This is a genomic window from Streptomyces rubradiris (assembly GCF_016860525.1).
Classification (GTDB): domain Bacteria; phylum Actinomycetota; class Actinomycetes; order Streptomycetales; family Streptomycetaceae; genus Streptomyces; species Streptomyces rubradiris.
Window position 1 is genome coordinate 561,081 of record NZ_BNEA01000007.1, and the last position, 22,486, is coordinate 583,566.

Sequence of the window (22,486 nt, forward strand, 5' to 3'; positions counted from 1 at the left end):
CCCGTGTTCCGCCCCATCGAAGGAGGGACGCCATGAACCCCGTGACCACCCCGCCGCCCGGCGCCGCGGCCGGCACCGGCCTGACCGCGCTCGGTCCGCAGGCGACTACGCTGCTCAACCGGCTCGACCGCGTCTTCGAGTCCTGGGCGCTCGACGCCGCCGCCGAGCCGATGGTCACCGCGCCGCTGCTGCCCGTGGCCCGCCTGGCGGAGCTGGACTTCTACCGCAACTTCCCGCACCAGGCGATGGTCGCGGCGCCGCTGCGCCTGCACAAGACCGACGCCGGGCACGACCCCGGCGACGGCGCCTTCCCGGCCGACGCCATGGAACCGGCCCGTCTCGCCCTGCCCTCGGCGGCCTGCTACGGCGTCTACCTGCACCTGGCCGGACAGGACCTCCCCGAGCCCCGGCGCGTCACCGTCCTCGGCCGTTGCTTCCGCCGCGAGGACCACTACGAGGACCTGCGACGGCTGCTCGGCTTCCACATGCGGGAGATCGTCGCCCTCGGCCCGCTCCCGTACACCGACGAGCACCTGCGGCATTTCACCGGCCGGATCGAGGAGTTCGCGGCCCGCCTCGGCCTCCCGCTGCGCAAGGAGCCGGCCGCCGACCCCTTCTACGACCGCGGCGGCCCCCGGGCCCTGCTCCAGCGACTCGCCCCAGTCAAGTACGAGTTCCTGTACGAGGATCTCGCCATCGCCTCGGTCAACGTGCACCGGAACTTCTTCGGCGACCGCCTGGGCATCACGCTCGCCGGCACGGGCGAACCGGTCTTCACCAGCTGCGTGGCCTTCGGTCTGGAACGCTGGCTGTCCGTTCTGACCCGCCGCTTCGGCGACTGGGAGCGGGCGTCGGCCGCCGTGGAGCGGGCCCTTGCCGCCGAGTGATCTGCTGCCGGGCCCCGGCGCGGGCGGCATCGGCGAGGTCGGCATCGACATCGTCCTCACCGCGCGCGTGCGCGCCATGCTGGCGGAGCACGGCGAGCGGATCCTCGCCCGCATGCTCACACCGGCGGAACTCGCGGACCGTCCCGCGCAGGACGAGACCGACCCGCAGTGGATCGCGGGCCGGCTGGCGGCCAAGGAAGCGGCCTTCAAGGCGCTGGCCACCTCCGGGACGGCCCTGCCCTGGCTCGACCTGGAGGTGCGCAGCGCGCCGGGCGGCCGACCGGTGCTCCGCCTCGGCCCCGCGGCGCGCGCTGTGGCCGACCGCGCCGGCGTCGGCTCCGTGCGCATCAGCATCAGCCACGACGGGGAGTACGCGGTCGCCCTGGCCGTCGCCGTCGCCCACCCCGACTCACCCACTCAAGAGGAGTTGCCCCATGCACGCTTCGGTACAGCAGGTCAAGGATTGGATCCTCAAGCGTCACCCTCAGCGTGAGGACATACCCGCGGACCTCGACCTCATCGACAACCGGCTCATCGACTCGCTGTCCTTCGTGGAGTTCGTCTTCCTGATCGAACAACTCAGCGGCCGTTCCATCCCCATGGACGCCGTCAACGTGGACGACTTCCGCCGACTGGAGGTCATCGAGGAGCGGTTCTTCACGCCTGTCGGCTGAGAGGCGTCCGTGGCCGGCTGGCCGGGCCCGGTCGTGGCACCGGCAGGCCAGCCGCAATCAACGAAAGGACAAGAACATGCGGACTCGGAGCGAGGGCACGGCTGGTGTGCTCGCGATCGTGGAGACCGGTCTGCACCGCTTCGGTGCCGTGGCCTTCCACGCGGCCCGGGAACTGGACCTGGACACGGTCTTCCTCACCCGGGACATGGAGTTGTACGCACACGCCCCGGCCGTCCTGGAGGCCGTTCGGGACGCTCGCGCGATCGTGTTCACGGACACCTCCGACCCCGACCGGGTGGTGGAGGAGCTGCACCGCCTCCAGGAGGGCGCCGACCTGCGGGGGGTCTTCTCCTCGACCGACTACAGCGTGGCGGTCGCCGCGGCGGCGGCCCGCGCCCTCGGCCTGCCCGGACTCGATCCGCAGGCGGCGCTCAACGCCCGCAACAAGCGCCGTACCCGGGAGCTGTGCGCGAAGGCGGGCGTCCCGGTCCCCCGCTGGACCGTCGCCCTGACCGAGCGGGAGGTGCTGTCCGCCGCCCGGGAGTTCGGCCTGCCCTGCATCGTGAAGCCGATGACCGAGGCCGGCAGCCTGGGCGTCCGGCTGTGCCGTAGCGAGGCAGCGCTGCTGGCCGCCTTCCACGCCATCGCCGATGTGCCGACGGACTTCCGGGGCCAGCCCCGTGAGCCCGGTGCCCTGGTGGAGGAGTACCTGGTCGGCCCCGAGGTCAGCGTCGAGTCGCTCACCTGGGGCGGGGAGACGGTCGTCCTCGGGGTGACCGACAAGATGCTGGGCCCGCACCCGTACTTCGTCGAACTCGGCGAGACCTTCCCCTCGCTGCTGCCGCCCGCCCTGACCGAGCAGTGCGCGGCCGTCGCCCGGGCGGCCCTGGAGGCGCTGGGCCACGACTTCGGGGCGGCGCACGTCGAAGTGAAGCTCACCGCCGACGGGCCACGGCTGATCGAGGTCAACGCGCGGATGGGCGGGGCGCAGATCACCCGGCTGGTGGCGGAGAGCACGGGGTTGAACATGCCGCGCGAGATCATCCGGATGCACACCGGAGGCACCCCCGACCTCTCCTTCCGCACCAGCGCGGCCGCCGTGTCCCGCTACGTCACCGCGCCGGCCGCGGGACGGATCGAAGCGCTGCACGGGGTCGACCTGGCCCGCCGGGTCCCCGGAGTCATCGAGGTCGAGATCGACGCCGTCCCCGGCGACGAGGCCCGCGTCCCCACGGACAACGTCGACGTGGTGGGCCACCTCGTCGCCAAGGCCCCTACCCCGGGCGAAGCGGTGCGCCTGGCCGACACCGCCCTGGGCCAGATCACCATGGCCATCACGCCCCCTGGCGCGCCCTAGGTGTATGGACCTGAGGCCACTTGCGTTCCGGGCGCGGCCGGCACATCCGGGTCTCGAACTGCTGCCGTCGTGCGGTGTGGTGTCGTCCGGGGCCGGCGGGGCCGGTCGTGCGGCCGTTGCTCGCCGGAGTGGAGCTCGCGGTCGAAGGCCGGCGGTCCGCCGCCGGCCTTTCCGCGTCTTCGAAGCGGCCATGGACGGGCTGCGGGTGCCCCGGACCGGTGCCGGGCGGCCTCGTCGCAGACCTCGGTGGAGTCGTTGACGCTGCCGGGCGTGACGACGACGGCCAGGGGCAGCCCCTGGCCGTCACAGGCGAGATGGACCTCGGTCGTCAGCCCGTCGCAGGACCGGCCGAGCGCCTGGCGAGCCGCCGCACATGGGGTGTCGCGACGCCGGGACGATCCGGACCACACCCCCCAGGGCGGTTCCCGGCCTCAGTTGCGGGCAGTCGCCCGGCACCGTGTCACTTGGGCGTGAACCCCACCACCTCCCCCGCCCTCGCCGGCCCGGTCAGCTGGTCCGGCGTGCGGATGTACATGCGGTGCAGCCACCTGTCCCGCCCGTCCCAGCGCGGCGTGAACGCCGTCCGCGCATGTGTGCTGCGGAAGTTGTCCACAACGAGCAGCTCCCCGGGCCGCAGGTGCACCGCCTCGGTGACCTCGTCCAGCGCCCCCGACAGCGCGGCGAGCGCCTCCTTGGCCCGGGCGGTGTCCGGCACGAGCAGCTCGCGGTCGTACCCCAGGCAAGGGTCGTCCGGGTCGCCGTACAGCACCGGCACCCGAGCGAGCGGTCCCGGGTCGGCGGCGTCGCCACGGAAGGAGATGTCGACCTGGCAGGGGACAGGGTGGGCGAGGAGTTCGGCCCGGTCGGCATCCGTGAGCAGCGGGACCGCCCGCCGCACCGATCCGACGAGCGTGGCGGCGCGGTTCTCGTGGTCGGCGCGGGAGCAGGCGAGCAGCACATGGTGCGGCTGGTCGCGGTGGTAGGCCATCTCCGTGTGGAAGTCCAGCAGGACCTTCGAGCTTCCGGCGGACAGGGCGGGCGCCCCGGGCGTCGGATGCACATCGTGGTAGATGGCTCCCCCGCGCAGTTCCCGGTAGCCGGTGGGCAGGCCCAGCCGGCAGCCGATCAGCGCCAGCCAGGCTTCCATCGCGAGCAGTTCGCGGGTGGGCGACGGCCGACCGGTCGGGGTGTCGGGGAGTTCGTCCGCGTCGTACGGCAGTCCGCGCAGCAGCAGATACCCGTGCTCGTTGCCCTGCTCGCGGAAGGCGTCGAGCACGGCGCCGAGCGCGTCAGGAAGGTGCCCGGCGGCCTCGGTCGCGGCCGCGAGGAACGCGGGCAGATCGGTCCGCGGCACAGTCGGCAGCGTGCCGCGCAGCGCGGTCAGGGTGTCGGCCCAGTCGTCGCAGCGGACGACGGGGGCGGAGGCGGAGGCTGGGGCCGAGGCGGGCAGGGGATGTCCTTCCGTACGGGGCCGATCGCGGCCGGCCGCCTTCGCGGGGGTGGCGGCGGGGCGGGATCTGGCGTACTGGTGAAGCAGTTCGGCACCGATCTCGGTGGCGAGCAGGGAGGTGATGCCGCCGTGGTCGAAGGGCGGGCTCACCTCGACGATGTCGAAGCCGACGGGAGTGAGGTCGCCGACCGTTCGCAGCAGGGCGAGCACCTCGCGGGAGGTGGGCCCGCCGGGCGCCGGGGTGCCGGTGCCCGGTGCGAAGGCGGGGTCGACCACATCGATGTCCACGGACACGTACAGCGGCAGGCCGGCGGTGCGCTCCCGGACGAGCGCCGCGACGGCGGCCGGTCCCCGCTCGGCGAAGTCGTCGGCGGTGACGATCGTGACCCCGTGCCCGCGTGCGTACTCCAGCGCGTCAGGGGTCGGGTTGTGGCCGCGGATGCCGACCTGGACCAGGGCGGCCGGGTCGATGAGCCCCTCCTCGATGGCGTGCCGGAACGGGGTGCCGTGGTGGTAGGTGCCGCCGTAGACCGGGGGGAAGGTGTCGCTGTGCGCGTCGAGGTGGAGGACCGCCACCCGGCCGTGCCGGGCGTGCACCGCGCGCAGTGCCGCGAGGGACAGCGAGTGGTCGCCGCCCAGCATCAGGAACGCGCCGTTGTCCTGGAGGAGCCGGGTGAGCGCCTCCGTCGCGGTGTCCATCGCGAGGTCCATGGAGAACGGCGACAGATCGATGTCGCCGGCGTCGACCGCGTCGATCAGTTCGAAGGTGCCGGGGCCCCGGTCGATGCCGGTGCCGTGGATGAGCCCCGACTCGGCGCGGATCGCGCGCGGGCCGAAGCGGGCGCCGGGCCGGTAGCTGGTCCCGCCGTCGTACGGCGCGCCGACGACGACGACGTCCCGGCCGACCGGGTCCGGCACATGGGGCAGCCGCATGAAGGTGGCGAGCTGCGCGTACCGGGGCGAGCGGGTGGTCTGGACCCGCTCAGCGGGCCCGGACCGGGATCCGGAGGTGTGCGGACTGCTCATGTGCCTCGTGTTCCTCCTTCGATACCGGGTGCGTCCGGTCTGTGGAGCGCGGCCTTCGTCTCCTGGCCGAGGTCGATCTCGTCCGGGTGGGCGCCGCCGGCCACCAGCCGGTCGTACAGCCGGCGCACCACCGCGCCCTTGGCCGCGCCGATCCGCTCGTCCGGAACGCCGTGTTCACGCAGCAGCAGGGTGAACGAGCTGGTCGTCCCGGAGCCCTCGTGCACGCCGAGCTTGGGCCGCCTTACGGTCTCGGCGGGCAGCAGGTCGGCGACCGCCTCGCGCAGCACCCATTTGTCGCGGCCGTGCCGGCGTTTCAGGCCCGCCTCCAGGGTGAGGAGGCGTTCGAGCAGATCGCGGTCCCAGTAGGGGTGGGTGGTCCAGTGGCCGGCCGCCCCGGACAGCACCGGGGACATCTCGTTGAGCCCGTCGAAGGTCTCCATGTCGTGCGCCACCGCGTCGTCCAGCGCGGCCAGCCGGTCCGCGTCGCGGTGCATGCCGCCGAGCGGGATGTCCGCGCCGTAGCCGGTGAGGATGCGCAGCGGCCGGTCCGCCGGCAGCCGCCGGTACAGCGCGGCGAGCGGCAGCAGATACTCGACGACGTCCGGGTCGGTGCACTCGGACGCCCAGATGGTCCAGGGCAGTTCGGCCAGCAGGTCGGCGGTGTCGATACGGATCTCGGTGTGGCCGCCGGTGGCCGCCGGTCCGGGGTGGGCGCGGGCCAGGTGGTCCGCTACCAGCCGGGCCTCGCGGAACTCGTCCCGTAGGTCCGTGCCCATGGACACGGTGCGCAGTCCCGGACACGCCGACGCGGTCAGGGCGGCCACCGCGCTGGAGTCGATGCCGCCGGAGAGCACGGCGGTGGGCGCCGGGCCCGTGCGCAGCCTGCTGCGCACGGCCCGGTCCAGCGCCTCGCGTACCTCGCGCAGCGCCTCCTCCTCCGGCAGATGCCGACGGTGCAGCGGCGGGGTCCAGGTGCGCAGCAGCCGGGTCCGCGGGCGCCCCGCGGCGGCCTCGACCACGACCCCGCCGCCCGCCGGGACCTGATGCACCGCGCCGGTTCCGCGCAGGGGGCGCAGACCGGTGACGGCTTGCCCGTGCGGGCCGTCGGCCATGGTCGGCAGGGCCTTGGCCTCGGTGGCCACGGACACCGAGGCCGCGCCCACGGCCAGGTACAGGGGGACGCCGCCGCAGTGGTCGGTGGCCGCCACGAGGACGCCGCCGTCGGCGGCCAGCGCCGCGAACCGGCCGTTGACCAGCCGGAAGGCGTGCGGGCCGTAGCGCCGCAGGCAGGCCAGCAGGAGCCAGGCGTCGCCCGCGTCCGCGAGTTTCGGGTCGCCGACGGCCCGGACCAGCTCGTCCTGGTTGTACAGCTCTCCGGCGAGCAGGACGGTGGTGGGGCCGTCGGTGGCGACACCGGGGAGGGGGGTCGAGCCGGCCGGGGAGACGAGGAAGCCGGTCCAGAGCCAGTCGCCCGCGCGCAGGGTGACGGCCGTGGTCGGGCCCGCCGTCGCGAAGCAAGCGGTGCCGGGCTGCTCGGCGGCGCTGCCGGCCGGGGTCGCCGTCAGCGCGAAGCCCGTCGCGTCAGGAAGATGTCCGGGCATGATCAGATGCTCAGGGCGTCGAAGCCGCCGGGCTGGAAATCGTAGGCGATCCGGGTCTCGATGAGGAACGGCCGACCGAGCCCGGCTCCCTTGCGCAAGGCGGCCATCAGCGCGGCCCGGTCGTCGGCCCGTACCGCGTCGACGCCGTTGGCCTGCGCGAGCTGGACGAAGTCGACGGAGCCGAAGCGGATCGCCGGGTCGTGGGAGCGGCGGTGGCCCAGGTTCTGGTACAGCTCGATCAGGCCGTTGGTGTCGTTGTTGACGACCACGGTGACGATCGGCAGGTTCAGCCGGGCCATGGTCTCCAGGTCGGCGCTGTTGGAGTGGAAGCCGCCGTCGCCGGCGATCAGGAAGACCGGCTCGTCGGGCCGGGCCAGCTGGGCGCCCATCGCCGCGGGCAGCCCGTAGCCGAAACTGCTGCACCCGGCGGAGGTCAGGAAGCCGTACGGCTGGTCGGCGCGGGCGAACAGGACGCCGTAGTGGCGGAAGAAGCCGATGTCGCTGACGATCGTGCCGCGGCCGGCGCCCGCGGTCTCGGCCATGACCTTGTTCATGGAGTCGATGACCTGGTGGACGCGCATGCCGTCCTCGTACTCGCGCGGGTCGGCGAGGAACTCGGCGATGCGCGCGCGCAGTGCGGAGATGTCGTGCGGGGTCTTCGGCGCGAGACCGGCGGTGGCGGCGTCCAGGGCCTCGGTGAAGGCGAGAACGTCGGTGACCACGTCGATGTCGGGACGGAACACACGGGGCACGGGGTTGGTGGTCGGGGCGACCCGGACGACCTTCTTCTGCCGGCCGTGGGCCCACATGGAGGGACGCAGGTCCTCGGCGTAGTCGTAGCCGAGGCAGAGGATGAGGTCGCTCGGCCCGAACAGGGTCTCCAGCGCCGGGAAGTCCAGGATTCCGTCCATGTAGCCGGTGACCGCGCCGTAGGCGAGTGGGTGTCCGTGCGGCAGCACCCCCTTGGCGACGTAGGTGGTGATGACCGGGATGTTCAGCCGCTCCACCAGGGCGCGCAGGGCGGCCACGGCGCCGGAGCGGATCGCGGACGCGCCGACGACGAGCACGGGGTGCTCGGCGCTCGCCAGCAGGCCGGCGGCCTCGGTGAGGCGGTCACGCCAGTCGGCGTCCACGGCGGCCACCGGCTTGCGGGGCTGGCGGGCGGGCGGCGCCGGGGTCTCCTCGGCCCCGGGCACACCCGCGCCGAGGAGATCGACGGGAAGGCTGATGAAGCTCGGCCCGACCGGCTCGGCGGTGCTCGCGGTGACCGCGGAGTCGACCAGGTCCGTGATGTCGGCGGGCCGCGCCAGCTCGGTCGCGTACTTGGTCATGGGCCGCATGACCGATGCGCTGTCCAGGCACTGGTGGGTGTCCACCGGGAAGATGTCGTACGACTCCGACTGGGCGGCCAGCGCGATCACGGGGCTGCGGTCCAGGGCCGATGTCGCCACGCCGGTCGACAGGTTGGTCATGCCGGGGCCCAGGGTGGCGAAGCAGGCCTGCGGCCGGCCGGTGAGCCGGGCCAGGACGTCCGCCATCACGCCGGCGGTGAACTCGTGCCGGGTCAGCACGAAGTCGAGCCCGTCCACCTCGTCGAACAGCACCGACGCGGCTTCGCGGCCGACGACGCCGAAGACCTTCTCCACGCCGTGGGCGCGCAGCCGCTGAAGCAGCAGCGCGGCCGCGGTGGTGTGTTCCGACGGGCCGGTCGACACACGGGACATGAGAATCCCCTCTCCTCGAATCTCTTCGGATCTCTTCGGATCTCTTCGGCCTCCGGAGTTCGTGAACTCCCTTGCGTCCACTGGCGGAACGGGCCGGGACTTCGACTCAACCGGCCGCGGAGGGATCGCGTCCACCGCGCTCCGGTGGCCGGGTGGGGACGCGTCCCCACCCGGTCACCGGCGGCCCGCGCCCCGGCCCCGTGTCCGATGCCGGACACGGCAGGTGACGGCCACCGGAGGGCGGTGGACACCCCACGCGGAGCCCGTCGAGGATCGGTGCGGCGTCGGCGTAGGAAGTCCTGGGAGGACGTCGGACGACTGCACGGCGAGGATGAAGCGGAGTACTGTGTAATAGACTTCCAAGTACAGTCTCATAGACTTCCGTGCCGTTCGTCACCCGGAGTTCCTGATGCATCTCTTCCTGGCCCTCACCTCGGCGATGGTGCTGGGCTCCGCCGACTTCGTCGGTGGCCTGGCGACCAAGCGCGCCCGCGCCTTCGTGGTGGTCTGCTGGTCGAACACCGCCGGGCTGGTGACCGCGCTCGCGTTCGCCGGTTTCCTCTCGCGCGGCGGCACCGGTTGGTGGGAGGTGGCTTGGGGCGGACTGGCCGGACTGTGCGGCAGCCTCGGCGCCGTACTGCTGTACCACGCGCTGGCCAACGGCGTGATGAGCCTGGTCGCCCCCACCACGGCGGCCGCTGCGGCCGCGCTGCCGGTGATAGCCGGGGTGCTGCTGGGCGACCGGCTCACCGCCCTCGCCGTGGTCGGTGCGCTGTGCGCTCTGGGGTCGGTGCTGCTGGTGTCGCTGAACGGCGACGGCGGGGACGGCACCGGGGTCTCCGCCGACCGGCGCAAGGCGCTGCGCAGCCTCGGGATGGCACTGACGGCCGGTGCCGGGTTCGGCCTGTTCTTCGTCTTCCTCGCCCGCACGCCGAGCCACACCAGCCTGTGGCCGCTGGTGTGGGCCCGCTGCGCGTCCCTGACCCTGCTGCTGGGCCTGAACCTGGTCCGGCGCACCCCCCTGCGCATGTCCGGTCAGCCGCGGCGGCTCGCCCTGCTCTCCGGGGTGCTCGACATGGGATCGAGCATCCTCTACCTCGTCGCCGTCCGGGACGGCACCCTCGCCATCGTCGGACTGCTCGCCTCGCTCTACCCCATCAGCACGGTGCTGCTGGCCCGTTTCGTGCTCAAGGAACGCATCCGCGGCATCCAGCAGGTCGGGGTGGTTCTGGCGGTCGGCAGCGTCCTGCTGCTCGCCTGGGGCTGATCCCGGCCCGCCCGTTCTTCCACCGGCACACGGCGCCTGCACCGCACGGCAGACCCACTCGACTCGTGACCCTCGGGAGCTCGTATGCCCGCCACCGATCCGATAGCCCCTCAGACGAGCACGGTGTTCGCACCCTGCGCCACGTGTTGTCCGCGCACGACGGTGACCGGGGAGGGCACCCTGTCCCTGGACGCGCACGCGCGCCGGCACGCCCGCTCGCTGTCCCGTCCCTTGCGGTACGAGCTGAAGAACGTGACCTTCACCCTGCCGTCCCCGCGCTCGGTGCCCCTGGCCGTGTGGCAACGGCTGCACGACGGCACCGATCCGCTGACGGCCTTTCAGGCGCTGGTGGGCGAGGCGAAGACACGGGAGATGACGGCCGCCGGCTTCACCCTCGGCGACCTGGAGGTCATCGTCGAGGAATGGGAGCACCGCGGCGGGGTCCGCCGCCACGCCCCGGCCTCACCGGCACCGGCCGACTGACGGCACGGCCGCGCGGCCGTGCCGCACTCCGGTCGGCCCGGCCGACGCCGCACTACGGTCGGGACCGCCTGGCCGACCACTGGCACCAAGCCGGCCGGGCACGGCCAACCGCCTGACCGATCCGCCGCCCTCCCCTGAGCGGACCGCCCGCCGGTGAGCCGCCTGCCCCCGGCCGGCCGGCGCAACCGGACGACACCCCTTTCACGGCCACCGGCCGACAGGACCCGCCTGGCCGGACGACCGACGGACCGGACCGGGCGACGGGACCCGCCTGGCCGGACGACCGACGGACCGGACCGGACGACCGGACCCGGTCCTGCGACCGAACGGTCCGGCCGCCGGCTGACGGCCCGAGCGGTCCCCACCGCACTGCCCGCCCCGGCCGAACGCCGATCACATCTCCGAGGAGCCTTGATGCCCACCCGTCCGCAGGATCCTGCACAGGAGCGGGACCGGGGCCTGCCGCACGGCGTCCACGCGGCCGACCGCGCCGCGGACCTTCCCTGCGAGGGCTGGGACGCCCTGGCCGGCCCCGGCGACCTCTTCCTCACCTGCCGGTGGCTCCATGTCGCGGAGGCCACGGCGGGCGTCCCCATGACGTACCTGTGGACCGAGCGGGACGGCGCGCCCGTGGCGGCACTGGCCACGGCCCTGGCCACCCCGTCGGTCCCCTGGGCGCTGGGCCGCCCGGACGTCGTACTGGACAACAGCGCGCAGGCCGGTCTGCCAGGGGCGGCCGCGTTCCGCGCCGGGCTCGGCGCCGATGCGACGGCCGCGCTCCTGCCCACGCTACTGGCGGGCGGCCGCCACCTCGGCAACACCCGTCTGCTGTGCGGCCTTTCGGCCACCGAGGACGACATGGCCCGGCTGGTGGCGGCCGCCGAGACCCTGGCGCGCCGGGCGGGCGCGGCCAGTGTGTGCTTCCTGTACCTGGGCGACACGGCGGAATCCGACCGGTGCCTGGGGAAGCTGCTGACCGCCCGGGGCTATGAGAGCTTCACGTCCGGCCAGTACAGCACGCTGCGGGTGCCCGAGGACGGCTACGAGGGCTATCTCGCCGCGCTGCCGCGCAAGCGCCGGGTGTCCGTGGCCGCCGAGCGGCGCCGGATCCGGGCCGCGGGCGTGCGTACGACCCTGGAACCCCTCGCCGCCGCGGACCTCGCCCGGTTCGCCGCGCTGGAGGCCGAACTGCTGCGCAAGTACGGCATCGCCTGGGCGCCGGACCAGTCGCTGCCGCTGCTGCACCAGGTGCGCGACCTCTTCGGTGACGACGCCTTCGCCATGGTGGCCCGTGCGGACGGGGAGATCCGCGGCTTCACCCTGGTCCTGAGGCACGGCACCGACTGGTACGCGCGCCAGACCGGCTACGACTACGCCTACCAGCGGAGTTCGGGGCTGCCCCTGTACTTCGAGCTGGTGTATTACCGGCTCCTGGAGGAGGCCGCCGCGGCCGGGGTGTCGACCCTCCACTACGGCCTGGGGAGCACGGACACCAAGCGGTCCCGGGGGTGCGTGGCCGCCGACCAGCTCGCCCGGGTGCTGCGTCTGAGGGAGCGCGGATGACCGCGTCCGCCACCCCGGCCCGGGGCACCGGCACGCGCGCCGGCTTCTTGCCCCGCGGGCGCGGGGTCGTATGGTTCGGCGCGTCCGGGTTTGTCAACGCCCTCGGCACCGGCTTCTTCTATCCGTTCTCCCTGCTCTTCTTCGCCTCGCTGTCGCGGGAGTCGCTGGGCACCGTGGGCGTGACCCTGACCGTCACCACGCTCCTGGCGCTGCCGGGGCTGTTCCTGGTCGGCCGGCTCACCGACCGGTGTGGTCCCCGGGCGATGCTCGCCGCGGCCTCCGCCCTGCGGGCCGCGTCGTTCGTCTTCTTCGTCTCCGTACCGGGGCTGTGGCCCCTCATCGTCGGCGGTACGGCGCTCGCCTTGGGCAACCGCGCCGAGCAGGTCGCCGCTCCTCTGCTCGCGGCCCGGCTGGCCCCCGAGGGGCAGAGCAGCCGGTGGCTGGCCCTGACCCGGGTGACGTTCAACGCGGGCATGGGGCTCGGCGCCCTGCTCGCCGGGGTGTTCGTGGCCGACAGCCACTCGGGGTTCGTTGTGCTCGGGCTGGTGAACGCGGCGAGCTTCGTGCTGGCCGCCGTCCTGTGCCTCGGCCTGCCGGCCACGGCGCCCGGGGACCCGGCCGGCGGCACCCGGTCGCCGCGCGGCGCGCACCGGCCCTGGCGGCACCGGGCCTTCGTCCGGGTCGCCGCGGCGAACGCCCTGCTGTGGGCTGCCGCCCTCGCCGTGGAGAGCGGGCTGCCGGTGTTCGTGCTGCGGGAACTGACGCTGCCCTCCTGGACGGTGGGCACGCTGTTCGCCGTCAACACCGCGCTGCTCACCTTGTTGCAACTGCCGGTCGGCCGCGCGCTGGACCGGTTCCGGCCGGGCGCCGTCCTCGCCCTTGGCGGACTGGGCTACCTCGGGCTCTACGCCTGCGCCGTGTTGGCCCGGAGCGTGTCCTCCACGGTCGCCGTCGCCGTCCTCATGGCCGGCATGACGGTCTACACCATCGGGGAGCTGGCCGTGTCCCAGGCCTCGCTCATCCTGCTGACCGGTCTGCCGCCGGAACCGGAACGCGGCTCCTACCTGGCCGTCAACCAGCTCCTCGTCGGAGCCGCCACCGCCCTCGCCCCGCTGCTCGCGACCAGCCTCCCGGGCGCCCGGTCCCCCGCCCTGTGGTGGACCCTGGCGGCCCTGAGCCTCGTCGCCGCCGTGCTCACCCACCCGGTGGGCCGGCCAGCCGGGCCCGAGGCCCCCGGCGAGCCACGAGCATGACCGGCGGCACGGCTCGGTCCTCTGGGATTTCTCCGGGACTTCCGGCATCATCAACCGGCATGAGCGTGACACAACTGAAAGACCATGCGTGCAGGTCAGCGGTCAACTTACCCCCGTCGAGGCAGGTCACCGCGCTGACAGGTCTCTTGGACGACGTGTGACCTCCTCCGAAACCCAACGGCAGAACGCGGCCGGGGACGCGCCCGTGCGGCTCGGCCACCGGCAGATCACCACGGTGATGTCCGGACTGGTCCTGGGCATGTTCCTGGGGGCGCTGGACCAGACGGTGGTCGCGTCCGCGCTGCGGACCATCGCCGACGACCTGCACGGGCTGACGGCCCAGGCGTGGGCGACCACCGCGTACCTCATCACCGCCACCCTCGCGACCCCGCTGTACGGCAAGCTCTCCGACATCCACGGCCGACGGCCCGTGTACCTCGCCGCGATCGGCCTGTTCACGGCCGGCTCGCTGTTGTGCGGATGCGCCACGTCCATCTACCAGCTGGCGGCCTTCCGGGCCGTACAGGGGCTCGGCGGCGGCGGGCTGATGTCGCTCGCCATGACAATCGTCGCCGACATCACCACCCCGCGCGAACGGGGCCGCTACCAGGGCTACTTCATGGCGGTGTTCGGCGGCGCCAGCATCATCGGCCCGCTGGCGGGCGGGGCCCTCGCGGACCAGGAGACGCTGCTGGGCATCGACGGCTGGCGCTGGATCTTCCTGCTCAACGTGCCGCTCGCGGCCGTGGCCGCCGTGGCGATCTTCCGCGTCCTGCGGTTCCCGCAGCGGCGGGTGCGGCACCGGCTCGACTACCGCGGCGCCCTCGCGCTGGCCGTGGGGATCGTGCCGCTGCTGACCGTCGCCGAACAGGGCCGCACCTGGGGCTGGGGTTCGCCCCCGGCGCTGCTGATGTACGCCGTCGGCGCGCTGGGACTGGTCGCCTTCGTCGTGGTGGAGCGCCGGATGGGCGCGGCGGCGCTGCTGCCGCCGCGGCTGTTCCGCATCCGGGCCTTCCGCCTGGGTGTCGGGCTGCACTTCGTCGTCGGCATCGGCATGTTCGGCGCGATGACGACACTGCCGCTCTACCTCCAGCTCGTGCGCGGCATGAGCCCCATGGAGGCGGGGCTCGCCACCCTGCCCACGGTCGCCGCGAACCTCGCCGTGACGCTGCTGGTGGGCCGGCTGATCGCGCGCACCGGCCGCTTCAAGGTCCATCTCGTCGCCGGCATCGGCTCGTTCACCGCCGCGATGCTCGTGTTCGCGACCCTGCGCGTGGACAGCCCGCTGTGGCAGGCGGCCCTCGGCATGGCCCTGATGGGCGCGGGGCTCGGCGCGTCGATGCAGACGCTCACCACGCTCGCGCAGTCCGAGGTGCCCCGCACGGACATGGGCGCGGCGACGGCATCGGTCAACTTCTTCCGTTCCAACGGCGGCACGGTGGGCACCGCGGCCTTCCTGTCCATCCTGTTCTCCACGGCGGGCGGCCGCATCGCCGAGCGGCTGGCCGAGGCCCGCCACGACCCGGCGTACCGCCGTCTGCTGGCCGAGCCCGACAACGCCCACGCCCTGGCGGGTGTGCTGCGCCCGGGCGGCGGTGTCGACCTGGAGGACTCGGCCTTCCTGCGGTCTGTCGACCGGGGCGCGGCGCTGCCGTTCCTGGAGGGCTACATCACCTCGATGCGGCTCGTCTTCCTCACCGGTGCGGCGGTGGCCCTGGTCGCCTTCCTGATAGCGGCCTGGCGGGTGCCGAACCTGACGCTCGCCGACGAGTGACCCGCCGGCCGGGTGCGGCGCCCCGGTGGGTGCCGGGGCGTCGCACCCGGCCGGGCCGTGGCAGGCCGCGGCACTCAGCGGGGGCTGGTCCGGAACCGGCGCCGGTAGTCGGTGGGTGTGGTGTCGAGCCGCCGGCGGAAGGCCCTGACCAGGGTGTCGACGGTGCCGAACCCGCAGGCGGTCGCGACGCGTTCGAGGGTGGCGTCGGTGGCCTCCAGCTGGTTGCGGGCCCGTTCGACGCGTACCGATTCGATGTAGGCGTGCGGTGTCGTGCCCAGCTCGTTCTTGAAGATCCGGGTGAGCTGCCGCTCGCTGACGTGGGCGTGGTCGGCGAGCTGCGCGACGGTGAGCGGTTCGGCGATGTGGCGCAGGATGTAGTGGCGGAGCACCTCGATGCGCCGGGTCGCGGCGACCTGTTCCAACGGGACGCTGAACTGGCTCTGCCCGCCCGGCCGTTTCAGGTACATCACCAGTTGCCGGGCGACGCGCAGCGCGACGGCCTCGCCGAGGTCCTCGGCGATCAGCGCGAGGGACAGATCGAGGCAGGCGCTGATGCCCGCGCCGGTCCACACGTTGCCCTCGCGGATGAAGATCGGATCGGAGTCGACCTCGATCGCGGGATGGTCGGCGGCGAGCTGCTGGGCGGTCGACCAGTGGGTGGTGGCCCGCTTGCCGTCGAGGAGTCCGGACGCGGCGAGGATATGGGCCCCGACGCACACGGAGGTGACCCTCCGGGTCCGGGGAGCGAGCTGCTTGACCCGTTCCACCACGGCCGGATCGACCAGCGCGTGCACGCGCCGGTGCCCGTCGACCTCGACCGCGCCCGGCACGACGAGCGTGTCGATGCTCCCTGCCGTCAGCTCGTCGAAGGTGACATCGGGCAGGATCCGGACCCCGGCTGCGGTGACGGTCGGGGCCATGGTCTCGGCGGCGAGGACCACACGGTAGCCCGCCGCGTCCTCCGTCTCGCGCCGGGCGAGGGCGAACACCTCCGGTGGCCCTGTGACATCAAGCAGATCAACGCCTTCGAACAGGACGATGACGATCAGTCGTTCAACGGTGTGCACTAGCTCCCCCAGCCGGCAACGTCGATGTCTGTTTCTGCATGCTAGATGACATTGCCGACGCGTGTGCCGGGCCGTAGCGTCATAGGTGCAGGTCAACGCACCGAATGCGCTGCTTTTTCGACTCCCTTCCCTCAGGTGGTATCCCATGTCCGGAACGACGCCGCGTCGGCTCGACGACTACGACGAGACGTCCGCGAACTCGGCCGAACGGCCGTTGTCCTGACGGCCTGCCGGACCACCTGACCCCACTGGACCTTCCCCCTTATCGGACTTCCCCCCACGCCTTTCCCCCCGCCCTGAACTCCCCCCACGCCCCCCACCTGAACTCCCCCCACGCCTTTCCCCCCAACCCCACCACCGAACTCACAATGGAAAGACGGGGCATGGCAACTCGTAGAGGATTTCTGGGTACCGTTTCGGCAGCCGGGGCAGCCACCTTCCTCACCCAGACACAGGCAGCCACCAGCGCGTCGGCCGCACCGGCGGCGACCGACGAGAAGGCGGCACGGGACGCGATACGCAGCGTCAACGCCGGCATGCGCGCCAACTACGCGTCCCTGAAGGCCGAGCTGGTCAAGCACCTCAGCCCGGTCATCGTCGTCGAGAACAACGCGGTCGGCGGACGCTTCACTCTCATCAACAACGGAGTCCAGGTCGAGACCGTCAACCCGGTCCCGGAGTACTTCGAACTGGCCAAGTCCATCGCCCACGTTCCGCTGGGCATCTTCTCGGTGATCGCTTCCTATCTCAGCGACCAGGTGCCGAACATCCCCAACGCGGACCGCATCGACCCGCACGACCTGGACATGGTCGCGTTCAAGACCCCGGGCGACAAGGGCTGGATCACTCCGCTCAACAGCTTCCGGTCCACGCTGAACTCGGCGTACACGAAGCTGCCCACCGCCAACCTCCCGCTGGATCTGGAGAATTCCTGCACCAAGATCCTGTCGGAGGCCATGAAGTTCATCGACACCATCGTCAAGGCGCAGTCCTTCGACATGGTGGCGTACAACCGGTTCGCCGCGACCGTCTACCCGTCGATCCGCGTCAACATGACCTTCGCCGCGACCGCGCAGATCACCGGCATCGAGACCCTGATGAAGCGGTGGCGCACGCTGATCGGCGAGGCCGCGTGGAGCGACCTGTACGTCACGGTGCTCTCCATCTGGACGACCTCCGAGCTCAACCAGGCGTCCATCATCATCCGCCGCACCATGAACCAGGCGAAGGTGGACACCCACCTGATCGACCTGCCCACCGTGGAGACCCCCTCGGACCCGATCGCCGTGGCCCTGGACAACCTGGCGCGCATCGTCCAGGACAACGTCGCGGCCGAGATGGTGTTCAACACCGACCTCAAGGTCGCCGACGCCCTCAAGGGCAAGGAGGACCTGCTGTCGGACGAGATCCTCCAGCAGGTCGGCGGAACGGCTCCGGCCGCGAAGACCGCCGCCTTCGGCGCGGCGGCCGCCGCCGCGACCTGCCCCATCACCGGGCACACCGCGACGGTCTGACCCCGCACCGCCCCGCCGACCCTGACCGGCGGGGCCCCGGGACCAGCCGAACCGTGACCCACCCGTGCCGCCTCCCGCTCGAGCGACAGCGCTCCGGCCCCGGGAGGCGGCACGGCTCGTCGGTTCCCCTCCGGGCGCGCACATGCTGTGATGGGGTTTGCCGCCGTCCGACGAGAGCCGGACGGCAGGCGGCCGTTGAGCAGCGGGGTGCCGGACACGAGAGGACGATCGCCGATGTCTTCCCTTCATGTGACGGTGTGGGACGAAACTGCCGGGGAGGGCGTTCCCGCGGTCTTCGCGCACAGCATCTTCACCTGGGGCAGTGACGAGGCGTACGGGTTCGCGGCGCAGGCCCCGCTGGCCGACCGCTACCGCCTGCTGCTCGTGGACCGGCGCGGTTACGGCGGGAGCCCGGACACCGACCGCAGCGACTTCGACACCGACGCCGACGACCTGGTGGAACTGCTGGCGCGCCAGGAGAAAGGCGCTCACCTGGTGGGCCACGGCAACGGCGGTCTGGCCGCCATGCTCGCCGCCGGCCGCCGCCCCGACCTCGTGCGGTCCCTCACGCTGATCCAGCCGTCCGCGTTCTCGGCCGCCGCCGGTCACCCGGTGGTCGAGGCCATGCTGCGCAGGGTGCGGGACACCGCGGGCATCCCGGACTCGGTCACGCCGGAGCAGTACCTGCGCGCCTCCACGGAGGGTCTGGGCATGCCCCTGCCCGACCCCACCCCGCGGCGGCTGCGTGCCGTGGCCACGTCGATGCGCGAGCGTCCGGTGTGGGAGGCGGTGGTGCCGCTGGAACCGCTGCGGAGCGCCCCCTGGCCGACGCTGGTGATCCGCGGCACCTGGGACGACGCGCCGGAGCCGTACCGCACCTATGCCGGCGAACCGCTGATCGCCTGTGCCGAGGCGGTGGCCGACGCCGTCGGCGCCCGTGTGCTCCGGGTGCCCGGCTACTACCCGCACACCCAGCAACCCGCCGCCGTGAACGCCGCCCTGCGAGAGCTGTGGGGGTGACCGCTCCCGCTCCGCTCGGCATGTCCCCCGGCCGCGGGTGATCCGCTCCCCGACACGGTGCCCGGTCCGCGTGCGCCGGTGTGGTGGCCGGTGTCGTGTACGGTTCGGGGCGGCTGCCCTGCGGTGATCGGCGGATGACCACCGGCTGCGGCGGTGCGGTGCGGGCGTCCCGGTGCGAAGGAGGTGACGGCGGTGGACGAGGCGAAGCGGCGCGGAGACGACTCCGCCGGGGCTCCTGCGGAGCGGACGGCGCGGGTGCGCAACCCCCGCGGGCAGGGGGAACGGCTGCGTGAGGAGATCCTGCGCGCCGCCGGGGGGCTGCTGGAGCAGGTGGGCAGCGAGGACGCCCTCTCGCTGCGGGCGGTGGCCCGGGAGGTCGGCATCGCCACCCCGAGCATCTACCGGCACTTCGCCGACAAGACCGAGCTGGTGTGGGCGGTGCTGGCGGAGCACTACGAGCGGCTGGCCGCGCTGATGGCCGAGGCCGACGCCTGCGCGCCCGCGGCCGACCCGCTGGAACGGCTGCGGCACCAGTTGCGGGCGTACTGCGGTTTCGCGGTGGCCAACCCGGCCAAGTACCGCCTGATGTGCGAGACGTGGCAGTCCCCGGTGGACGAGGAGCGGCTGCACGGCCACCCGGCCGGGCTGCTCCTGCGCGGGCTGCACGAGGCGCTCACCCACTGCGAGGAGGCCGGCTGGCGGGTGCGCGGCACCCGTGCGGAAGCGCCGTACCTGCTGTGGTGCGCGCTGCACGGCCGGGTCACGCTGTGGCAGGTCATGCCGCGCCGCAAGGACACCGCCCGGCTGAACCGCTTCGTGGACGAACTGCTAGGCCTGCTGCTGGAGCGCTGACGCGACGTCAGCGTCCCTTCGTCACCTTCCTCCTGCTCCCCTTCCCGCGGTCCCCTGCCTCGCGGCTGCCGTCGGCATGCGTCCGGGACGCCCCTCCATCACATCACCCGATTTCCTTCACTTCTCCTGCGTCCCGGACCGCACTCCACCCTAAGGAAACGGTCGTAAGCTAACAGGTGTTAGTCGAAGGTCTTCCCCCACAAGGAGTGGCATGACCACCACCGCACCGCTTCCGCCGCTGCCCGCCCGGCCGCCGTCCGGGTGCCCCTTCGATCCGCCCGAGGGCCTCGCGCGACTGCGCCTGGAAGAGCCCCTGTCCAAGGTCGCCCTGGAGGACGGCGGCTGGGCCTGGCTCGCCACCCGGTACGCGGACGTCCGGGCGATCCTCGGCGACGCGCGCTTCAGCTCCGACACCTCCGCCCCCGGCTACCCGGTCAGCGGCATGACCGGCGGCAGCCCGCGTCCCGGCGCCACCCGGGGCTTCATCCGCATGGACCCGCCGGAGCACACCCGGCTGCGCCGCATGGTCACCCGGGACTTCATGGTCAAGCGGGTCGAGGCGCTGCGCCCCACCCTGCAGCGGCTCACCGACGAACTGTGCGACGCGATGGAGCGCGTCGACCGTTCCGAGCACCCCGTCGACCTGGTCCAGGCCCTGGCGCTGCCGCTGCCCTCGCTGGCCATCAGCCTGCTGCTGGGCGTGCCCTACGAGGACCATGACACCTTCCAGCGACTCACCGGTACCCTGCTCTCCCGTGACCTCACCGAAGAGCAGCGCGAGCCCGCCCGCGCCGAACTCCTCGCCTACATCGATCAGTTGGTGAACGCCAAGAAGGCCGAGCCGGGCGACGACATCATCAGCCGGCTCGCCACCGAGCAGTACGCGCGCGGCGAGCTGACCCACGAGGACCTCGTGGCGTTCGCCGTGCTGCTGCTGGTCGCCGGGCACGAGACGACGGCCAACATGATCGGCCTGAGCGCCCTGTCCCTCATGCTCGACCAGGAGACCGCCGGCCGGCTGCGCGAGGACCCGTCCCTGGTCCGCGGCGCCGTGGAGGAACTGCTGCGTTTCCACAGCATCATCCGCAACGGCCCCCGGCGCGCGGCCCTGGCGGACGTCGAGGTCGGCGGACAGCTCATCCGCGCGGGAGAGGGCGTCATCGTCGCCGTACCCGCCGCCAACCGCGACGAGGACACCTTCCCCGACGCCGACCGGCTCGACATCTGCCGCCCCAACGCCCAGCACCACGTGGCCTTCGGCTACGGCATCCACCAGTGCCTCGGCCAGGCGCTGGCCCGCGCCGAGCTCCAGGTGGTCATCACCACGCTGCTGCGCCGCTTCCCGGGCATGCGCCCCGCCGTACCGGTCGAGGAGATCCCCTTCCGCACGGACATGGTCATCTACGGCTGCCACGCCCTCCCGGTCACCTGGTGACCCGCCGTCCCCCGACCGACCCCATCCCACCCCTGGAGGAATCCTGATGCAGATCACCATCGACGAGGCGAAGTGCTGCGGCGCCGGCCAGTGCGTGCTGGTCGCCCCCGAGGTCTTCGACCAGCGTGACGAGGACGGCATCGTCGTCCTGCTGGACGCCGCCCCGGACGCCGGCCAGCACGCCGCCGTGCGCGAGGCCGCGACCATCTGCCCCGCCGCGGCCATCCAGGTGCGCGAATGAGCGCCGCCCGCACCCCCGCCCCCCGTATCGCCGTCGTCGGCGCGGCGGCGGCCGGGCTGGCCGCCGCCGAAGGGCTGCGCCGCCTGGGCTGGGACGGGGAGATAACCCTCGTCGGCGACGAGCCCCACCCGCCCTACGACCGGCCGCCGTTGTCCAAGCACGTCCTGTCCGGCGGCTGGGAGCCCGAGCGCACCGCACTGCGGGACGCCGGCCAGTTGTCGGAGCTCGGCCTGGACCTGCGGCTGGGCACCCGCGCCGTCGCCTACGACCCCGGGCGGCGCGCGCTCACGCTGGGCGACGCCGGGCAGACCGTGCTGCGCTGCGCCGGTGTCATCGCCGCCACCGGTGTGGCGCCCCGCACCCTGCCCGGCGGCGACGCGGTCGAGGGGGTGCACGTCCTGCGCACCCTGGACGACGCGCTCGCCCTGCACCGGCGCCTCGCCACGCCCGGCCGGCGGCTGGTCGTGGTCGGCAGTGGCGTGCTCGGCGCCGAGGCCGCCGCCGTGGCGCGTGCCCTCGGCCACCAGGTCACGCTCGTCGGCACCGAGGACACGGTGATGGGGCGGGTGCTGGGCCCAAAGGTCGGCCGGCTCCTCGCCGACGTCCACCGCGCCCACGGCGTCGCCCTGCGCTCGGGGCAGGCGGTCACCGGCATCCGCGCCGAGGCCGGCCGGGCGACCGGTGCCGTGCTCGCCGACGGCACCGTGCTGGAGGCCGATGACGTGCTGCTGGCCATCGGCTCCGTCCCGGCCGTCGACTGGCTGCGCGGCCCCGGCGCCGAGGCGGCGGGCCTGGACCTGTCGGACGGGCTGCGCTGCGACGAGTTCTGCGCCGCGGCCCCCGGGCTCTACGGCGCCGGTGACGTCGCCCGCTGGTACCACCCGGGCCTCGGGCGGGAACTGCGGATCGAGCACCGGATGAACGCCAGCGAGCAGGGCCTCGCCGCCGCCCGCAACCTCCTGGCCGAACTGGACCCGGAACGCTTCGGCGAGCGGCGCCCGTTCACCCCGGTGCCGTACTTCTGGTCCGACCAGTACGACCTGAAGCTCCAGGCCCACGGTGTACTGGCCGGCGCCGACCGGATCGAGGTCCGCACCCTGGGCGAGGACCCGCTCAAGCTGGCCGCGCTGTACGGCACCGCCGACCGGGCCACCGGAATCCTGACGATCGGCCTGACCCCGCGTCAGACCCGGTCCCTGCGCGCCCTGATCGCCACGCCCGCCCCCTGGCCGGAGGCGATCACCGGGCTGACGGAGACGGTGGCGGCCTGACCCGGGCCCGCCCGGAGCAGGCCGGCA

General features: G+C 73.1%; 19 protein-coding genes and 2 pseudogenes. 15 read left to right on the forward strand and 6 right to left on the reverse strand.

The window, feature by feature from the left end; genetic code table 11:
- Window positions 1–32: 32 nt before the first annotated feature.
- The 4 genes from Srubr_RS11810 to Srubr_RS11825 all read left to right on the forward strand — a co-directional run bounded on the left by Srubr_RS11810 (window position 33) and on the right by Srubr_RS11825 (window position 2,918).
- Window positions 33–887 (forward strand): tRNA ligase subunit PheS family protein, encoded by an 855-nt coding sequence (locus tag Srubr_RS11810; protein WP_189991414.1) that lies wholly within the window; start codon window positions 33–35, stop codon window positions 885–887.
- On the forward strand, window positions 874–1,380 hold the full coding sequence (gene acpS / locus Srubr_RS11815; RefSeq protein WP_189991416.1) for a holo-ACP synthase: 507 nt from the start codon (window positions 874–876) through the stop codon (window positions 1,378–1,380). Before Srubr_RS11810 ends, acpS begins: the two co-directional genes overlap by 14 nt.
- Window positions 1,322–1,561, forward strand: a complete 240-nt coding sequence (locus tag Srubr_RS11820; RefSeq protein ID WP_189991418.1) for an acyl carrier protein — start codon at window positions 1,322–1,324, stop codon at window positions 1,559–1,561. Before acpS ends, Srubr_RS11820 begins: the two co-directional genes overlap by 59 nt.
- A gap of 76 nt (window positions 1,562–1,637) precedes the next feature.
- Complete coding sequence (locus Srubr_RS11825) at window positions 1,638–2,918, forward strand: ATP-grasp domain-containing protein (protein WP_189991421.1); 1,281 nt, start codon at window positions 1,638–1,640, stop codon at window positions 2,916–2,918.
- Between the two features lie 128 nt (window positions 2,919–3,046).
- Here the strand turns inward: Srubr_RS11825 and Srubr_RS41945 are convergent.
- The 5 genes and pseudogenes from Srubr_RS41945 to Srubr_RS11845 form a co-directional block, all read right to left on the reverse strand.
- Window positions 3,047–3,289 (reverse strand): annotated as a pseudogene (locus Srubr_RS41945) (IS5/IS1182 family transposase); the annotation flags it as partial.
- A gap of 89 nt (window positions 3,290–3,378) precedes the next feature.
- The gene (gene cs1 / locus Srubr_RS40510; protein ID WP_373313404.1) at window positions 3,379–4,368 is read right to left on the reverse strand and encodes a clavaminate synthase Cs1; all 990 of its coding nucleotides are present in this window, start codon (window positions 4,366–4,368) and stop codon (window positions 3,379–3,381) included.
- Window positions 4,369–4,431: 63 nt separating this feature from the next.
- Window positions 4,432–5,394 (reverse strand): annotated as a pseudogene (speB, locus tag Srubr_RS40515) (agmatinase); the annotation flags it as partial.
- Window positions 5,391–6,995, reverse strand: a complete 1,605-nt coding sequence (locus Srubr_RS11840) for an asparagine synthase-related protein (RefSeq protein WP_189991423.1) — start codon at window positions 6,993–6,995, stop codon at window positions 5,391–5,393. The pseudogene speB and the gene Srubr_RS11840, both read right to left, overlap by 4 nt.
- Window positions 6,996–6,997: 2 nt before the next feature.
- Window positions 6,998–8,719 carry a thiamine pyrophosphate-binding protein gene (locus tag Srubr_RS11845; RefSeq protein WP_189991425.1) on the reverse strand — a complete coding sequence of 574 codons (1,722 nt, stop codon included), beginning with the start codon at window positions 8,717–8,719 and terminating at the stop codon, window positions 6,998–7,000.
- Window positions 8,720–9,128: 409 nt separating this feature from the next.
- Here Srubr_RS11845 and Srubr_RS11850 point away from each other — a divergent pair, with 409 nt between their 5' ends.
- From Srubr_RS11850 to Srubr_RS11870, 5 genes are all read left to right on the forward strand, one after another.
- Entirely contained in the window at window positions 9,129–9,986 is an 858-nt protein-coding gene (locus tag Srubr_RS11850) for a DMT family transporter (protein WP_189991427.1), read from the forward strand.
- Window positions 9,987–10,148: 162 nt separating this feature from the next.
- Window positions 10,149–10,469, forward strand: coding sequence for a hypothetical protein (locus Srubr_RS11855; protein ID WP_189991428.1), 321 nt, complete (start codon window positions 10,149–10,151; stop codon window positions 10,467–10,469).
- Window positions 10,470–10,883: 414 nt separating this feature from the next.
- Window positions 10,884–12,032, forward strand: coding sequence for a GNAT family N-acetyltransferase (locus tag Srubr_RS11860; RefSeq protein ID WP_189991430.1), 1,149 nt, complete (start codon window positions 10,884–10,886; stop codon window positions 12,030–12,032).
- The gene (locus tag Srubr_RS11865; RefSeq protein WP_189991432.1) at window positions 12,029–13,285 is read left to right on the forward strand and encodes an MFS transporter; all 1,257 of its coding nucleotides are present in this window, start codon (window positions 12,029–12,031) and stop codon (window positions 13,283–13,285) included. Before Srubr_RS11860 ends, Srubr_RS11865 begins: the two co-directional genes overlap by 4 nt.
- A 157-nt stretch (window positions 13,286–13,442) precedes the next feature.
- Window positions 13,443–15,059: an MDR family MFS transporter gene (locus Srubr_RS11870; protein WP_189991434.1), complete on the forward strand. Its 1,617-nt coding sequence runs from the start codon at window positions 13,443–13,445 to the stop codon at window positions 15,057–15,059.
- Between the two features lie 74 nt (window positions 15,060–15,133).
- Here Srubr_RS11870 and Srubr_RS11875 read toward each other — a convergent pair whose 3' ends face one another.
- A complete protein-coding gene (locus Srubr_RS11875; RefSeq protein WP_189991436.1) occupies window positions 15,134–16,126 on the reverse strand; it encodes a GlxA family transcriptional regulator in 993 nt (330 codons plus the stop codon).
- A gap of 383 nt (window positions 16,127–16,509) precedes the next feature.
- Between Srubr_RS11875 and Srubr_RS11880 the strand changes: the two genes are divergently transcribed.
- The 6 genes from Srubr_RS11880 (at window position 16,510) to Srubr_RS11905 (ending at window position 22,459) form a co-directional block, all read left to right on the forward strand.
- Complete coding sequence (locus Srubr_RS11880; RefSeq protein WP_229926518.1) at window positions 16,510–17,640, forward strand: hypothetical protein; 1,131 nt, start codon at window positions 16,510–16,512, stop codon at window positions 17,638–17,640.
- A 234-nt stretch (window positions 17,641–17,874) separates the two neighbouring features.
- The gene (locus tag Srubr_RS11885; protein WP_189991438.1) at window positions 17,875–18,660 is read left to right on the forward strand and encodes an alpha/beta fold hydrolase; all 786 of its coding nucleotides are present in this window, start codon (window positions 17,875–17,877) and stop codon (window positions 18,658–18,660) included.
- A gap of 192 nt (window positions 18,661–18,852) precedes the next feature.
- Window positions 18,853–19,512, forward strand: a complete 660-nt coding sequence (locus Srubr_RS11890; RefSeq protein ID WP_189991440.1) for a TetR/AcrR family transcriptional regulator — start codon at window positions 18,853–18,855, stop codon at window positions 19,510–19,512.
- 211 nt (window positions 19,513–19,723) lie between these two features.
- Window positions 19,724–20,947: a cytochrome P450 gene (locus Srubr_RS11895; RefSeq protein WP_189991442.1), complete on the forward strand. Its 1,224-nt coding sequence runs from the start codon at window positions 19,724–19,726 to the stop codon at window positions 20,945–20,947.
- Window positions 20,948–20,993: 46 nt separating this feature from the next.
- Window positions 20,994–21,188, forward strand: a complete 195-nt coding sequence (locus Srubr_RS11900; RefSeq protein WP_189991444.1) for a ferredoxin — start codon at window positions 20,994–20,996, stop codon at window positions 21,186–21,188.
- Window positions 21,185–22,459 (forward strand): NAD(P)/FAD-dependent oxidoreductase, encoded by a 1,275-nt coding sequence (locus Srubr_RS11905; RefSeq protein WP_189991446.1) that lies wholly within the window; start codon window positions 21,185–21,187, stop codon window positions 22,457–22,459. The genes Srubr_RS11900 and Srubr_RS11905 overlap by 4 nt, the downstream gene beginning before the upstream one ends.
- Window positions 22,460–22,486 lie beyond the last annotated feature (27 nt).

What these genes read in the sequence shown, in the direction of transcription:
- Srubr_RS11810 (WP_189991414.1), top strand. Translation starts at nt 33, where the DNA reads ATGAACCCCGTGACCACCCCGCCGCCCGGCGCCGCGGCCGGCACCGGC.
- Srubr_RS11820 (WP_189991418.1), top strand. Translation starts at nt 1,322, where the DNA reads ATGCACGCTTCGGTACAGCAGGTCAAGGATTGGATCCTCAAGCGTCAC.
- Srubr_RS11825 (WP_189991421.1), top strand. Translation starts at nt 1,638, where the DNA reads ATGCGGACTCGGAGCGAGGGCACGGCTGGTGTGCTCGCGATCGTGGAG.
- Srubr_RS11840 (WP_189991423.1), bottom strand. Translation starts at nt 6,995, where the DNA reads ATGCCCGGACATCTTCCTGACGCGACGGGCTTCGCGCTGACGGCGACC.
- Srubr_RS11845 (WP_189991425.1), bottom strand. Translation starts at nt 8,719, where the DNA reads ATGTCCCGTGTGTCGACCGGCCCGTCGGAACACACCACCGCGGCCGCG.
- Srubr_RS11850 (WP_189991427.1), top strand. Translation starts at nt 9,129, where the DNA reads ATGCATCTCTTCCTGGCCCTCACCTCGGCGATGGTGCTGGGCTCCGCC.
- Srubr_RS11860 (WP_189991430.1), top strand. Translation starts at nt 10,884, where the DNA reads ATGCCCACCCGTCCGCAGGATCCTGCACAGGAGCGGGACCGGGGCCTG.
- Srubr_RS11865 (WP_189991432.1), top strand. Translation starts at nt 12,029, where the DNA reads ATGACCGCGTCCGCCACCCCGGCCCGGGGCACCGGCACGCGCGCCGGC.
- Srubr_RS11880 (WP_229926518.1), top strand. Translation starts at nt 16,510, where the DNA reads ATGGCAACTCGTAGAGGATTTCTGGGTACCGTTTCGGCAGCCGGGGCA.
- Srubr_RS11885 (WP_189991438.1), top strand. Translation starts at nt 17,875, where the DNA reads ATGTCTTCCCTTCATGTGACGGTGTGGGACGAAACTGCCGGGGAGGGC.
- Srubr_RS11895 (WP_189991442.1), top strand. Translation starts at nt 19,724, where the DNA reads ATGACCACCACCGCACCGCTTCCGCCGCTGCCCGCCCGGCCGCCGTCC.
- Srubr_RS11900 (WP_189991444.1), top strand. Translation starts at nt 20,994, where the DNA reads ATGCAGATCACCATCGACGAGGCGAAGTGCTGCGGCGCCGGCCAGTGC.
- Srubr_RS11905 (WP_189991446.1), top strand. Translation starts at nt 21,185, where the DNA reads ATGAGCGCCGCCCGCACCCCCGCCCCCCGTATCGCCGTCGTCGGCGCG.